General features: G+C 62.3%; 11 protein-coding genes. 2 read left to right on the forward strand and 9 right to left on the reverse strand.

Annotation, left to right across the window (positions count from 1 at the left end; translation table 11 throughout):
* Nucleotides 1–33: 33 nt before the first annotated feature.
* Nucleotides 34–1197 carry an ATP-binding protein gene (locus ABI660_RS05815; protein ID WP_348065884.1) on the reverse strand — a complete coding sequence of 388 codons (1164 nt, stop codon included), beginning with the start codon at nt 1195–1197 and terminating at the stop codon, nt 34–36.
* A 486-nt stretch (nt 1198–1683) separates the two neighbouring features.
* On the opposite strand from ABI660_RS05815, the gene ABI660_RS05820 reads away from it, so the two are divergent.
* Nucleotides 1684–1866 carry a DUF3606 domain-containing protein gene (locus ABI660_RS05820; protein WP_348065886.1) on the forward strand — a complete coding sequence of 61 codons (183 nt, stop codon included), beginning with the start codon at nt 1684–1686 and terminating at the stop codon, nt 1864–1866.
* 17 nt (nt 1867–1883) lie between these two features.
* The gene (gene ligD, locus ABI660_RS05825) at nt 1884–4436 is read left to right on the forward strand and encodes a DNA ligase D (RefSeq protein WP_348065887.1); all 2553 of its coding nucleotides are present in this window, start codon (nt 1884–1886) and stop codon (nt 4434–4436) included.
* Nucleotides 4437–4496: 60 nt separating this feature from the next.
* Here ligD and ABI660_RS05830 read toward each other — a convergent pair whose 3' ends face one another.
* The 8 genes from ABI660_RS05830 to ABI660_RS05865 form a co-directional block, all read right to left on the reverse strand.
* Nucleotides 4497–7226 carry a PAS domain S-box protein gene (locus ABI660_RS05830; RefSeq protein ID WP_348065889.1) on the reverse strand — a complete coding sequence of 910 codons (2730 nt, stop codon included), beginning with the start codon at nt 7224–7226 and terminating at the stop codon, nt 4497–4499.
* Nucleotides 7227–7803: 577 nt separating this feature from the next.
* The gene (locus ABI660_RS05835; protein ID WP_348065890.1) at nt 7804–8169 is read right to left on the reverse strand and encodes a VOC family protein; all 366 of its coding nucleotides are present in this window, start codon (nt 8167–8169) and stop codon (nt 7804–7806) included.
* A 57-nt stretch (nt 8170–8226) separates the two neighbouring features.
* Nucleotides 8227–8856: an XRE family transcriptional regulator gene (locus tag ABI660_RS05840; protein WP_348065891.1), complete on the reverse strand. Its 630-nt coding sequence runs from the start codon at nt 8854–8856 to the stop codon at nt 8227–8229.
* A gap of 73 nt (nt 8857–8929) precedes the next feature.
* Nucleotides 8930–9757, reverse strand: a complete 828-nt coding sequence (locus tag ABI660_RS05845; RefSeq protein ID WP_348065893.1) for an ABC transporter permease — start codon at nt 9755–9757, stop codon at nt 8930–8932.
* Nucleotides 9758–9761: 4 nt separating this feature from the next.
* A complete protein-coding gene (locus ABI660_RS05850) occupies nt 9762–11030 on the reverse strand; it encodes an ABC transporter permease (RefSeq protein WP_348065894.1) in 1269 nt (422 codons plus the stop codon).
* 68 nt (nt 11031–11098) lie between these two features.
* Nucleotides 11099–12154 (reverse strand): ABC transporter substrate-binding protein, encoded by a 1056-nt coding sequence (locus ABI660_RS05855; protein WP_348065895.1) that lies wholly within the window; start codon nt 12152–12154, stop codon nt 11099–11101.
* A gap of 61 nt (nt 12155–12215) precedes the next feature.
* Entirely contained in the window at nt 12216–13307 is a 1092-nt protein-coding gene (locus ABI660_RS05860) for an ABC transporter ATP-binding protein (RefSeq protein ID WP_348065897.1), read from the reverse strand.
* A complete protein-coding gene (locus tag ABI660_RS05865) occupies nt 13304–14233 on the reverse strand; it encodes a delta(1)-pyrroline-2-carboxylate reductase family protein (RefSeq protein ID WP_348065899.1) in 930 nt (309 codons plus the stop codon). Before ABI660_RS05865 ends, ABI660_RS05860 begins: the two co-directional genes overlap by 4 nt.
* Nucleotides 14234–14243: the final 10 nt, after the last annotated feature.

Genomic DNA, 14243 nt, shown 5'->3' on the forward strand with positions numbered 1-14243 from the left:
CTGGTAGTTGACGGGTTCGTCTCCCGTGAGCGTTCAGCTGCGGGGCACGCCAAGCGTGAAGTAAAAAACCGCGCCCTTGCCCGGCGCTGATTCAGCAGAAATCACGCCGCCGTGGCGGGTGACGATGCGGCGCACAGTGGCCAAGCCAACACCTGTGCCGGGAAACTCCTGTTCTGAATGAAAGCGCTGGAAGGTGCCAAACAATGTGGCGGCGTTGGCCATATCAAAACCAGCGCCGTTGTCGCGCACAAAAAAGCGCGGCTTGCCGCCGGCGTCTTCCTCGCGGCCGAACCAGACCGTGGCGCCCGGTGTTTTGGAGGAATACTTCAGCGCGTTGCCAATCAGGTTTTGCAACACCGAATGCAAAAGCGCCGGGTCGCCTTCGGCACAAAGGCCGGGCTCAATGTGCACCTGTGCGTCCTGCCCGGGCGCAGTGGCGCGTGACGAATCCACGACCTCTTGCGCCATGCGGGAAAGGTCACAGGCACGCACGGTGAGTTCGCCCGCAGTGGAACGGGCCAGTTCCAACAGCGCCTCAATAAGTTGCTCCATTCGTTCGGCGTTGGCTTCAATGCGCGCCATGTAGTGCGCAGGCTGGCTGCCGTCCGGCACATCGATTGATTTTCTCAAGGTCGCGCAAAACCCTTTGATGGAAGCCAGCGGCGCGCGCAGGTCATGCGATGCCGAAAAAGAGAAAGAACGCAGACTCTCATTCGCCAACTCAAGATCTTCGCCGCGTTGGGTCAGGCTCTGATTCAAGGCATCAATGGCTCGCGCGTCGTTCTCGCGTTTGGTCACGTCTTGCTGAATGCCCACATAGTGCGTCGGCGTCCCGCTATCGTTCAGCACCGGAGACATGGTCAACTCGTTCCAGAACTCGGTGCCATCCTTGCGGAAGTTGCGCAGCAGTACGGTGGCTTCGACGCCCTTCGCCAGCGCGGCCCGAAGCGGCGGCAGGCCCGGCTGGTCGGTCATGCCGCCCTGCAGCAGGCGGCAGTCATTGCCAATGATGTCGTCGGGGGTGTAACCGGTCAGGCGGTAAAACGCGGCGTTGGCGTAGATCAGGGGAATCTTCCCTGTTTCAATCCGTCCTATGGTGATCCCGTTCCGGCTGGCGGCAATCGCTCGGTGCAGCAGCACACGCTCTGAAGGCTCGTCTACGTCCGCAGTCTTCAGCTTGTCGCCGTGGTCGGTCATGTGCGCTTCCTTGATCGAAGGCCCACTTTACAGCACGCGGGTTCCCTTGTGTAAGGCATGAGGGCCCGCTCGGCCAGGGGCCTTCCGACGAGCCTACGCCCCTGCCCTCCTTTAGTAGAGGGCAGGGGTTGAACCGGTTTGTTGACCATGGTTGATGTCCTTTCCATAAAAGCATACCGGCGCAGGCGGCTGCACGCAAAGCTGGAAACGCGTGCTTACACAGCTGCGGGCGCAGGGTGCCATAGCCGAAAGATCAAACAAAATCGGCCCCCAGCCCTTCTATGATAGGCACAAACAGCTATCAATAAAGTAGCAAGCCTTGTCTTGCTGCGATGCCCGTCCGGCCCGGCGCGCCAGCGTGGCGGGCCTGGAAGCTGTGCCGCCGACAAAGGCGCAGGGCGCTGTCTGACGCGCTTGTCCAGACCACCCGGCTATCTTGAAAACCAAGGCGCAGCCGCGCCACGCCACGCAACAGGAGAAGCCATCATGTCTGACGACAAAACCCAGCGCGGGCCTGCCGACAGCTCGCGCATCAACATTCACGAGCCTTACGAAGTGCGCTACTGGACAGAAAAGTTTGCTTGCTCGGCGGAGGAACTGAAAGCCGCTGTGGCGGCGGCCGGCCCCAGCGCCACCGAGGTGCGGGCACGCCTGCGGTCTGCCCACTAAGCGCCTGCTCCGTCCACATGGCTTCCCGCGCTTCCAAAGACGCGCTTCAGCTCTACAAGGCCAAACGCAACTTCGCGCTCACCTCCGAGCCCAGTGAAGGCGGGCGGGCCAGCGAAGGTGCGCTGTCGTTTGTGGTGCAAAAACACTGGGCCAGCCGCCTGCATTACGACTTCCGGCTGGAGCTGGACGGCACCATGAAAAGCTGGGCCGTGCCCAAGGGCCCGAGCTACGACCCGGCCGACAAGCGCATGGCCGTGGAGGTGGAAGACCACCCGATTTCCTATTCCAGCTTTGAAGGCACGATTCCGCCCAAACAGTACGGCGCGGGCAAGGTCATCATCTGGGACAAGGGCAAGTGGCAGCCCGAAGGCGACCCGCGCAAGGGCCTGCGCAGCGGCAACCTCAAGTTCCAGCTGCATGGCCACAAGCTGCAGGGCAAATGGGTGCTGGTGCGCATGAAGGGCCGCGGTGAAAAGCAGGCGCCCTGGCTGCTGATCAAGGAAAAAGACGCGCTGGCACGCCCCGCGGCCGAGTTCAGCGTGGTGGACGAACTGCCCGACAGCGTGAAGAAGCTGCCCGGCCCGGAAGCCGAAAAAGCCGCCGCGCCCAAACCCGCTTCCGCCAAGGACGGCAAGGTTTCCAAAGCCGCCAAATCCGGCCTGCCCGAAGGCGCCGTCAGGGCAGCGCTGCCCGCCAAGCTGGCGCCGCAGCTGGCCACCCTGGTCGATGGCCCGCCGGCCGACCCGGAGAACTGGGTTTATGAAATCAAGTTTGACGGCTACCGTTTGCTGGCCCGCATCCACGGCAAAGACATTCAGCTCTTCACCCGCAACGGCAACGACTGGACAGACAAGCTGCAGCCACTGCACAAGGCCCTGGCCCAGGCCAAGCTGCCCGACGGCTGGTACGACGGCGAGATTGTGGTGCTGAACGCGGACGGCGTGCCGGACTTCGGCGCGCTGCAATTGGCCTTTGATGTCGCCCGACCCGGCAACGTTGTCTATTACCTGTTCGATGTGCCGTTTTTTGACGGGCACGATTTGCGTGCGGTGCCGCTGGAGGCGCGGCGCGCGTTACTGGAAATGGTGCTGGCCGACAAGACTTCAGACAAGGTGCGCTTCAGCGCTGTGTTCGATGCGTCCGCCGAAAGCGTGGTCACCTCGGCCTGCAGGCTGGGCCTGGAGGGCGTGATCGGCAAGCGGCGCGATGCGTCCTACCAGTCGCGCCGCTCCGGTGACTGGATCAAGCTCAAGTGCAGCCAGCGCCAGGAGTTCGTCATTGGCGGCTACACCGACCCGCAAGGCGGCCGCACCGGCATCGGCTCGCTGCTGCTGGGTGTGCATGACGCCAAGGGCAAGCTGCAATACGCCGGCAACGTGGGCACGGGTTTCAGCCAGGCCAGGCTGCGCGAGCTCAAGGCCACGCTAAGCACCCTGTCTGCCACTAAAAACCCTTTTGCCGAGGCCACCGGTATTGTGGGCAAGCCGCACTGGGTTCGGCCCAAGCTGGTGGCAGAGGTGACGTTTGGCGAATGGACGCGCAGCGGGCGCATTCGCCACTCGGTGTTTCACGGCCTGCGCACTGACAAAGACCCGAAGGTGATCGTTCGGGAAAAACCCGTCAGCGTCAAACAGGTGTCCAAGCCCGGCAAGGTGACTGAGTCGCAGGCGCATGCGCTCTCCAGCAAGGTGCGCGTGAGCAACCCCGAGCGCGTGATTGACCCCAGCACCGGCATCACCAAGATGGAGTTGGTGCGCTACTACGACCTGGTGGGCGAGGTGATGATCCCGCACCTGAGGAAGCGGCCTGTGGCGCTGGTGCGCGCGCCCGCCGGCATCACCGGCCAGCTGTTTTTCCAGAAACACGCCGAGACCGACAAGCTGCCCGGCATCGAGCAGCTGGACCCTGCGCTCTATCCCGGCCACCCGCCCTTGCTGGAGGTGGCCAACAAGCAGGGCCTGCTGTCGGGGGCGCAGTGGAATGTGGTGGAGCTGCACACCTTCAACACCGGCACCGATTCGCTGCAGCGCGCAGACCGCATGATTTTTGACCTGGACCCGGGCGAAGGCGTGGGCTGGCCCGCGATTGTGCAGGGCACAGAACTCATGCACAGCTTCCTGGAGCAGCTGGGCCTGGCGTCTTTCCTGAAAACCAGCGGCGGCAAGGGCCTGCATGTGGTGGTACCGCTGCGGCGCGTGCACGACTGGGAGGTGGTACGCGGCTTTTCTGAAGCCATCGTGCAACACCTGGCGCAGACTATTCCGCAGCTGTTTGTGGCCAAGAGCGGGCCGAAAAACCGCGTCGGCAAAATTTTCATCGACTACCTGCGCAACGGCATCGGCTCCACCACCGTGTGCGCCTGGTCGGCGCGCGCGCGGCCGGGCATGGGCATTTCGGTGCCCCTGGCATGGAGCGAGCTGGCCGGCCTCAAGAGTGCCAGCCACTGGACCCTGCGAACGGTGCAGACCCGGCTGGACCAGGGCAACGAGCCGTGGAAGACCTATGCCAAATCAGCCCAGACCCTGACCGCAGCGATGAAAAAATTGGGCTACCGGTACGTGCTTAAATGATTTTGCCTGCCCTGCCCGCCCGAACGCTGGGATGAAAACATCGGTAAGCAGCCCGGCTTTTCACCCGGCTGCTTCAGGTGGCTCGGTCGGCGGCATCTTGAGCACGCGCTGAATGGTGTTGAGCAGATCGGCGTTGGACGTGGTGCCCTTGACCAGCACTGCGTCGGGCCGGTTGCGCGCCCCGGGCAGCACCTCGCTGGCCGAGAAAACGATCAGCGACGGCCGGGGGTCCAGCGCATCAATGACCTCCACCAGATCCCAGCCCGACTCCTTGCCCAGTGACAGGTCCAGCAACACCAGGTCAAAAGGTTTTTCCTGTAGGCGGGCGCGCGCTTGCGAAAGCGTGGCTGCAAACTCGAAGCTTGCAAAGTCCGCGGCAATCGCCGCGGCGATGTGCTGAATGTCCACGTCATCTTCCACGTGGAGGATGCGGGGCTTGCGCCCCTTCAGCGTGGAGACCGCGCGCTGCATGGTCGAAACAAGCCGGCTCTCGTCAATCGGCTTGGACAGCCACTCGGTCACCGCCGATGGCTTTTGATCAAGCTGTAGCTGCCCCTCGCCCACCAGCGCGGAGATCACCACCACAGGCAAGGAACGCGTCTTTTCGTCAGTGCGCAGTGCGTTCAGAAAAGCGCTGCCCAGCCGGCCCCGCAAGCGCAGGCCCAGCGTCACCGCGTCGTATTGGCCCGCGGCCAGCAGCGCCCAGGCCTGCTTGTCGCTGTGCGCCATGTCAGAGTCAAAGCCGGCCTTGTCGAGCATGATGCTGATCAGCTTGGCAACGTCGGCGTCGCCCTCGCAAATGAGAATGCGTGCCCGTGGCAGGGGCGCAAGCTGCGGGCCGGCCTGGCGGGCAGCTTGCCACTCCGGCAGCTCGAAGTAAAAGGTGGTGCCTTCGCCCAGCTGCGTTTCAAAACCAATGTTTCCGCCCATCCGCTCAACGATGGCGCGCGAAATGTTCAGGCCCAGGCCGGTGCCGCCTTTTTGCCGCGTGTCCGACGAGTCCGCCTGCGAGAACTTCTGGAAGATCCGGCCGCGAAACTCTTCCGGGATACCCGGGCCATGGTCGCGCACCTCCACCCGCACGCCTATGCCCGAGCGCTTGACATGAACGTCCACGGTGTCGCCCGGCGGAGAAAACTTCAGCGCGTTCGACAGCAGGTTGGTCACCACCTGGATCAGGCGGTCCGGCTCAACATTCACCTGTATGTCCTTGTCCTCGCAGTGCAGCGCCAGGCGCACCTTGTTTGCCAGGCCATAACCCTCATTGGCGGCGATGGCTTGCGCCATCAGCGTGGCCAGTTCCACCGGCTGCAACTCCAGGCGCATCTTGCCCGACTCGATCTTCTCGATGTCCAGGATGTCGTTGATCAGGCGGATCAGCCGCTCGCAGTTGTTCTTGGCAATGCCCACCAGGTTCTTCACCGCGTCGGGCAGCTGGCCGGCAACACCGCCGGAGATCAGGCCCAGCGAACCGCGGATGGACGTCAGCGGTGTACGCAGCTCGTGGCTGACGGTGGAGACAAACTCGCTCTTCATGCGGTCAATGCGCTTGAGTTCGGTGACGTCGGTGCCTAGCGAATAAAAGCCGATGACCTCGCCCTCCTCCTCGCCGTCACCGTAACACGGAAAATAATTGACCACGTATTCCCGATGGTCGCCGCGGGCGGTGATCTGCGTGCGCTCATACACCACGGGGTAGCCCAGCAGGACTTCGTCGACCTGTGCGCGCACCCGTTCATAAAATTCTTCGCCCATCACCTCGAGCATGGTTTTGCCCTCGATTTGCTCGCGGGTTATGCCAAAGGCTTCTTCATACGCCTGGTTGTGAAAGCGAAAGCGCCGCTCTTTGTCAACAAACGCAATCAGCGCTGGCACGGTGTCCGTGATCTCGCGCAGGCGCAACTCGCTGCCGCGCAGCGCCTCGGCGATGCGCCGCATGGCGGTCGTGTCTCGGCCGATGCCCCGGTAGCCGGTGAAGCGGCCGGTGGCGTCAAAAACCGGCACGCCGCTGATGCTCACATAGAAGGTTTGCCCGTCAGCAGCCCGCCGCGGCATTTCAAAATCGCGAAAGGTCTCGTGGCGCTCGAGCCTCGCCCGGTGTTCGGCCCAGACCTGCTTGTCAATGTCTGGGTGGCGCAGCTCCCATGGCGTCTTGCCGATCAGTTTTTTGGCAGTGCCCGGGGGCGCGTTGGGCACTTCCCCTGAAACCATGACGAAGCGGAAGTGTTCGTCCTGCTCAAAAAACCAGTCGGAGGACAGCTCGGTCAGCGAGCGAAAGCGCTCCTCACTTTGCTGCAGGGTCTGCTCCGCTTCCTTGCGCTGGGTGATGTCCTGGAGCTGCGACACAAAATGCAACGGTTGACCCGCGGCGTCGCGGACCAGTGAGAAGGTCAGGTCGCCCCAGATCAAGCGGCCCGACTTGTGCAGGTAGCGCTTTTCGCGTCGGTAGGTATCGATCTCGCCGGCCAGCGCGCGTTTGCGCTGGACCACGTCGTCGGCGTAGTCGTCGGGGTGGGTGCGGTCGGGGGAGCCTGGCGCCAGCAACTCTTCCTTCGAATAACCAAACAATTCGCAAAACGCGCGGTTGACCCTGAGCCGCCGCGAGTCCAGGCTCAGCACGGCCATGCCGATGGCCGCGTTCTCGAACGCGCTGGTGAAGTGCTGCTCGCTGACCGCATCGCCGGCGGCGCGCTCGTAGGCCTGTAGCCGGGCCTCCTGCTGCCGCAGTTGCTGCTGCAGTTCTTCGGCCAACTGCGCCAGCGTAAGCACGCGGTCCTGAAGGTCTTGCACTGTCGGTGTTTTTGGCTCCATCTGCCTCATGCCTGTTGGTGGGTGCACGGGCGGGGGCCAACGTCATCAGACGCGGGCCGTTTGTCCCGGCAACGTAGGCAGTATGGTTTATTTCCCTTTCCGATACCGCGGGCCGGCACCGGCATTTGCGCGGGTTATCCCTAGCCATGCTGCGCTTTGAAAGTAACGCAGCCCGGCAGGCTGTTGGCTCCGGGCGGCCCCGCTGCCGCGCGCCCGTTGCGTGGCAGGCCCGCGCAGGGTCGCGCAGCGCCATTTTTTGTAACTACCCAACACTCCCTTTGGCCATCACACGTAAATACGGGAGGCCCTCACCCTGACCCTCTCCCACGGGGAGAGGGGAAAAGAAAGAGGAAAGAAGAAGGAAGAAGGAAGAGGCTCTCGTCTTTGCTCCCTCTCCCTTTGGGAGAGGGCAGGGGTGAGGGCAAGCGCCGCGCAAGGAGCTGAGTAGCGCCATGTTTAGATAAAATCAGCCTCTAGCCCTTATTCGACGCGGGTCAACAGCTATCAAATCAGGAGTATCTGTAGCCTGCCGTGCAGGTGCGGCGACGCTGCCCGCTCAGGCCGCCGGCCGGTGCAGCCCGCAAAGCTTGTTGCCATCCGGGTCGCGCAGGTAGGCCAGGTAGAGCTTGCCCACGGAACCATCACGAAAGCCCGGCGGCTCTTCACAGGTGGTGCCGCCGTTGGCAATGCCCGCCGCATGAAAGGCTTCCACTTGTTCGGGTGATTCCATCTTGAACCCGATGGTGCTGCCATTGCCATGGCAGGCAGACTCGCCATTGATCGGCGTGGTGATGCCGAACGAGCCGCCCTTGCTGCGGTAGAAATAGCGGTTCTTGTTGGCAACGCCAGGGCCAATGCCCAGCGTGCCGAGCACGGCGTCGTAAAACTTCTTTGAGGTTTCGAGGTCGTTAACGCCGACCATGACATGACTGAACGTTGGGTTGTCTCCGTGGGGTGCCCGCAATCGGGCGAGAGACCACTACTCCGACTTCTGCTGATTGGGATGCATGGTACTCATCCACAGCACCATCGCATCCTCATCGCTGACACTGATGATGCGATGCCCCATGCGGCTGTCGATATACCAGCTCTCGCCCTGTTCGAAGCGCTCACTGCTGTAGAACTCGGTAAAAAGCTCGATCTCACCGCTTAGCACAAACATGAACTCTTCGCCATCATGCCGGCTCCAGTCATCGAAGTCCTCGAACTTGCGAGCGACGATGCGGGTGAGCAACGGCGTCATGATCTTGTGGGACAGATCATTGCAAAGCAGGTGGTACTCGTAGTGCTTGGTGCGATGGACCTGGCCTTCTCCCTTGCGAGAAATGCTCCTGCGGCCGGTTGCAATGCGTTCTCTCCCATTCGAGAAAAGTTCGCTAATGTCAATACGGAAACCTGCGGCAAGTTTCGTGAGCGCCTCGTACGTTGGCGACATGAGGCTGTTTTCAATCTTGGACAACGTGGACCGGGCTAAGCCGGTCGCTTCACTCGCTTGTTCCAGTGTCCAGCTTCGCGTCGCCCGCAAACGGCGCAAACGCGGACCCAGCATGGCTTCAGGGTTGGGGCGGTCACCGACCGCCGGGGTCGAAGCCCGACGTGGAGTAGTCATTGGCAATATTTTTCCTGTCAACAGCGAAGTTTCCTATGTGAAATCATTGTAGGGAATTTCCCGGCCACTCTGTTCAGGCAGCCGGGCGCGCCTTGTTTCGCTGTGCGCGTCCTTGCAGCCATTGCACCGTGACAAGCAAGAGGATCGAGAACAGGATGAGGCAGGTCGCGACCGCCGTGATCGTAGGGCTAATTTGCTCCCGCACGCCGATCCACATTTGCCGAGGCAAGGTTCTTTGCTCGGGCCCGGCGAGGAACAGCGCCATCACCACTTCGTCGAACGACGTCACAAAGGCGAACAGCGCGCCGGATGCGATACCCGGCGCGATGATAGGGAGCATGACGCGCCGAAAGGCAGTCAACGGTGGCGCGCCCAGGCTTGCGGCGGCGCGCATCAGGTTCTGGTCGAAGGTCGATAGCGTTGCGGCGACAGTAATGACAACGAATGGCGCACCCAATGCGGTATGGGCGATCACCAGGCCGGTCAGGGAGTTCAGGAGGCCGAGGTCGGCGAAGTAGTAGTAGACGCCCACAGCGCTGACGACGATGGGTATGACCATCGGCGAGATGAGGATTCCCATCAGGAGACTCCGCATAGGGCAATCCTTCCGGTTCAAGCCGAGTGCGGCCAGAGTCCCAAGCAGGCATGAACAGACCGTCGCCGCGATCGCGACAATAAAGCTGTTCTTCATCGCCAGGTGCCAGGTCTCCGACTCGAAGAACTCGCGGTACCACTGCAATGAGTAGCCCGGCATGGGATAGGTGAAGAACGGCTCCGAATTGAACGACAGCGGCATGATGGCCAGAAGCGGAGCGACCAGGAAGACAAGGGTGCAAGCACAGAGCCCGTACAGGGCCAGCCGAAAGGCTTTCTGGGTGAGGAGTTCCAGGCGGTAGTTCATGCATTCACCCCATGCGCAGTTTGTCGAGGCCGACGAACCGCGAATAGACAACGTAGAGGATCAGGACGAATGTGAGCAGGACGACGCTCAAAGCGGCCGCCATCCCCCAGTTGGTCGCCTGGCTGGTGAAGTAGTCGATGTAGTAGCTCACCATCTGGTCGCGGACGCCGCCGACCAGCGCAGGCGTGATGTAGTAGCCGAGCGCAAGGATGAACACCAGCAGGCAGCCAGCGCTCAACCCGGGATAGGTCAGGGGGAGATAGACCTTGAGGAACGCCCGGTGCGGCGCAGCCCCTAGCGAGGAGGCTGCACGCATGTAGTTCGGGGGAATCGCGCGCATCACGCTGTAGAGCGGTAGAACCATGAAGGGCAGCAGGATGTGCACCATGGCAATCAACACCCCGGTGCGGTTGTGGACCAGTGCCAGAGGATGCTGCGGATCAATCCAGCCCAACCACGCCAGCATGGTGTTCACCAGGCCGCCGCCTTGCAGGAGCACCAGCCAAGCGGTGGTCCGCACCAGCAGCGAGGTCCAGAACGGCAGGATGACCAGGACGAACAGCACTTTCGCCAGCGTTCCGCGCGCCGATGCCATGAGATAGGCCAGCGGGTACCCGAGGGCAAGGCAAATCAGCATCGTCAGCAGGCTGATGTAGAAAGTCCGCCACAGCACGTCTCGGTAAACAGCGCCCTCATCCGGCACGGAACCGATGCCGCCGGTGTGATCGCGGCGCAAGTCCAGGGACGCCAGGAGGTAGAAGTCCGTATAACGAGGCAATGCGCTGTGGATCACCTGCCATGTCCCCACCTCGCCCCACTGTGCATTTGCTTCGATCAACGCGGCCTTGTAGTCGTTGGGCTGCGATCTCGCCACACGCGCGGCCTGCATCACGGCAGAGCGCGCACCCGCCTGGCGATGGTTCAGGTTGCGCGCCAAGGTGGCGACGCGCTCGGGGGTGTTGGCTGCGAGGTCGCGGGCCAAGGCGTCGAATGCCGCGTCCACCGGTAGGGCCTGTCCGTCCCACCGCGCAAGAGCGCCTGCGGTTGCAGACAGCGCATCAGCGATGTCCCGGTTGTCGATGCTGCGCGTCAGCAACAACCCGATCGGCAGCAGGAAGGAACCTACGAGGAAGACGAGAAGAGGCAGCACAAATGGCAAGCATTTGAGCTGCCTGATGCGACGGTCCCACCGGATCTTCTCCTGAAGGCGCCGGGCGTCGTCGTCGGCCATGGGCGGGCCGGAGGCCAGCGTGAGGGGCTGCGCGATGCTCATATCATCTCCTGCAAGTGGCGGCCGTGGCCGCACGAGGCACGGCAACGCCGTGCTTCTCGCTCATCTTTTTACTGGGCCAGCCATTTGTTGAATCGTTCGGTCAGCTCTTGCCCGTGGTCCGCCCAGAACTGCGGCGAAAGCACGAAGGCATTTTTGGAGTTCTGGGGAGCGTTCGGCAAGTCCTTCAGGATCTCCGGGCTGACCTTGGTCATCGCCTCCTTGACAGTCGGCCCGTACGGGATGTGTTCCGTCAGCTTTGCGTTCACCTCGGGCTTCATGGTGAAGGCCACGAAGTCTGTCGCCGTCTTCAGGTTCTTCGTTCCCTTGGGAATCGCCCAGAACTCGACGTCCATGGACTGACCGTCCCAAACGATCTGAAAATTCTTCTTCGAGGTTTTGATCGCGTCCTGGATGCGGCCGTTCCACGCGACAGTCATGACCACTTCGCCATCGGCCAGCAGCTGCGGGGGCTGGGCGCCCGCGCTCCACCACACCTTGATATCGGGCTTGATGGTGTCAAGCTTCTTGAACGCACGATCGACGCCTTGCTTGGTCGCCAGGGCCTTGTAAACATCCTTGGCCGGCACACCATCAGCGATCAATGCGAACTCCAGCGTGGTCTTGGGCGACTTGTAGAAGGCCCGTGCGCCGGGAAACTTCTTGGTATCGAACAGATCCGCCATCGAGACGGGTCCGCCTTTCGGGAACTTGTCCTTGTTGTAGGCGAAAATGGTCGAGTAGATGTCGGTACCGACCGCGCAGTCCATGGCGGCTCCCTCTACGAAGCGGCTCTTGCCGCCAAGTTTGCTGTAGTCGATCTTCTCCAGCCAGCCCTCTTCGCAGCCCTGCAAGGCGTTGTCGCTGAGGACGGACACCACATCCCAGGTCACCTGCTTGGTCTCCACCATGGCCTTGATTTTTGCGACCGATCCGTCCCACTCGTCCTGCCGGATCTTTGTACCGGTGGCCGCTGTGTACGGGGTGTAGTAGGCCTTGTCTTGCGCCTTGGAGTAGGCGCCGCCCCAGGAAGTCACGGTCAGTGATTCCTGAGCGGCTGCAGGCATGGCAGATAGAGCTGCCGCCAGCATGATGGCCGTGAGTGAAATATGAGTGCGGGGTTTCATGAAGGCTCCTTGGTTGCCGCGATGCGGCTGTTGATGTAATTGATTGAAAAGCGGCGCCGCCTCAGTGCAGAAGCAAGGCGCGGCAGTCCTCGGGGTCCCAGCCCAGGACCACTTCGGTCCCGGGCGCGAGTTCGGTCAGGCGGCCCGCGTTGACGACCTTGAGGAGCAAGCCGCCCTCGCATCCGCAGCCCTTCACTCGCAAACGGACGTGGTCGCCGTAATACACGACATCGGCTACTGCGCCCTTTGTCATGTTCAGGCCGGTGGTGTCTTCCGGGGAAAATCGGATCTTTTCAGGTCTTAGCGATAGCGAAACCCGGCTGCCAACACCAACACCGGGTGTGAGCATCGCCCAAAAGCGCTCGTTGTCGGGCGTGAGGACGCAGCATGCAGAATCGCGGATCTCGACCACGCTTCCGCCGATGGCGTTGTTCTCGCCGATGAATTGCGCGATGAAAGGATTGGCCGGGGCGTCGTACAGCTCGGTGGGGGGCGCCAGCTGCTGCAGCAACCCGTCGTTGAACACACCCACCCGGTCGGACATCGTCAGGGCCTCGCCTTGGTCATGGGTGACGTAGACGATCGTCACGCCCAGCCGCGCGTGCAACTGCTTGATCTCGAGTTGCATGTGCTCGCGCAACTGCTTGTCCAGCGCGCCCAAGGGCTCGTCCATCAGCACCAGCTTGGGTTCGAATATCAAGGCCCTGGCCAATGCGACACGTTGCTGCTGTCCTCCCGACAGCTGAGTCGGGCGCCGGTCGCTGAGCGCTGACAGCCGGACGTTGTCGAGGGCTTGGGACACGCGGCGCGTGGTGTCAGTGCTGTTGACTCCACGCATGTGAAGCGGGAACGCAATGTTTTCCGCCACGGTCATGTGCGGAAACAAGGCGTAGTTCTGGAACACGACGCCGATGTCGCGCCGGTGCGCGGGCATCTGGTCGATCCGACATCCATCGAGATAAATCTCGCCGCTCGTTGGCGCCTCGAACCCCGCGAGCATCATCAGAGTCGTGGTCTTACCCGAACCGGATGGCCCAAGCAGCGTGAGGAACTCTCCCTTCTTGACATGCAAGTCGAGTCCTCGCACGACGAAGTCCTTTCCGTCGTACGTCTTCTTTACGCCTTCGTAGCTGACGAATTCGCGCTGGCTCATGGCGTCTTCCTTGGCGTGAGTTGTTGGCTGCTTTCATGCGCCAGGGTCGCGGCGGCGAGGTCCCACAGTGCGTGGCCGACCGTCTTGAAAAGGATCGGGCGGCCGGTCCGCTCGGCGCGCTCATGGACTTGTTCGATGGGAATGACCCTGCTCCAGTCGATGTTCGCCTGGAGGAGGTCGCCTGCTTCCTCCCTGGCTCCCTCCAGGGTGTCCACGTAGACGTCACAGGTCTCGATCAGGCTGGGTGCGATTTCCGCCATGCCCGGACGGTAGGCACCCAAGGCGATGATGGTGCAGTCCGGCGATACGGGGCCATGCAGCACAGGTTTGCTACTCGTGGTCGCGGTCACGATCAATCCCACTTCGGATGCCACTTGGCTGGGGTCATCGACGATCTTGGCGTCGATGCCGTAGCGTTTCGCCTGGGTGACCAGGGCCTCGCTGCCGCTGCGACTCAGTGAGTGGACGTACAGGCGGCGAATCAATCCGTTTTGCGCGAATGCGTCCAGGTGGTGGCGCGCCTGGACTCCCGAGCCGATCATCAGCGTGGCGTGGCTACCGGCGGTCGCCAGGCGTTTCGCACCCAGCAGCGACATGGCTGCGGTCCTGCGTGCTGTGACGGTGGGGCCATCCAGGATCAGGATTCTGTGTCCGTCGTGCGCATCCATGAGGACGACCTCGCCGTGGATCACCGGGAGTCCGCGGTCCGCATTGCCGGGATGGACGGTGACCAGCTTGACGCAGGCTCGCTCGTCGTCCCTAGCCGGCATCAGGAGCAGGACGGCCCCGCCGGGAAGTTCGAAGCTTTGCCTCACCGGGGCGAACGCGCGCCCCGCTGATTGCCTAAGCAGCATGGCCGCAAGTGCGTCCGCCGTCAGTTCGTAGGGAAGCAGTCTTGCCGTTTCTGCGGCGTCCAGAAAATTCATCTGTTGTCCT

The organism is Polaromonas sp. (genome assembly GCF_039930745.1).
Lineage (GTDB): Bacteria > Pseudomonadota > Gammaproteobacteria > Burkholderiales > Burkholderiaceae_C > Polaromonas.

Excerpts from the sequence above, each read along its gene's own strand:
- ABI660_RS05845 (WP_348065893.1), bottom strand. The coding sequence starts at position 9,757 with ATGAACTACCGCCTGGAACTCCTCACCCAGAAAGCCTTTCGGCTGGCC.
- ABI660_RS05850 (WP_348065894.1), bottom strand. The coding sequence starts at position 11,030 with ATGAGCATCGCGCAGCCCCTCACGCTGGCCTCCGGCCCGCCCATGGCC.
- ABI660_RS05860 (WP_348065897.1), bottom strand. The coding sequence starts at position 13,307 with ATGAGCCAGCGCGAATTCGTCAGCTACGAAGGCGTAAAGAAGACGTAC.
- ABI660_RS05815 (WP_348065884.1), bottom strand. The coding sequence starts at position 1,197 with ATGACCGACCACGGCGACAAGCTGAAGACTGCGGACGTAGACGAGCCT.
- ABI660_RS05835 (WP_348065890.1), bottom strand. The coding sequence starts at position 8,169 with ATGGTCGGCGTTAACGACCTCGAAACCTCAAAGAAGTTTTACGACGCC.
- ABI660_RS05855 (WP_348065895.1), bottom strand. The coding sequence starts at position 12,154 with ATGAAACCCCGCACTCATATTTCACTCACGGCCATCATGCTGGCGGCA.
- ABI660_RS05840 (WP_348065891.1), bottom strand. The coding sequence starts at position 8,856 with ATGACTACTCCACGTCGGGCTTCGACCCCGGCGGTCGGTGACCGCCCC.
- ABI660_RS05865 (WP_348065899.1), bottom strand. The coding sequence starts at position 14,233 with ATGAATTTTCTGGACGCCGCAGAAACGGCAAGACTGCTTCCCTACGAA.
- ligD (WP_348065887.1), top strand. The coding sequence starts at position 1,884 with ATGGCTTCCCGCGCTTCCAAAGACGCGCTTCAGCTCTACAAGGCCAAA.
- ABI660_RS05820 (WP_348065886.1), top strand. The coding sequence starts at position 1,684 with ATGTCTGACGACAAAACCCAGCGCGGGCCTGCCGACAGCTCGCGCATC.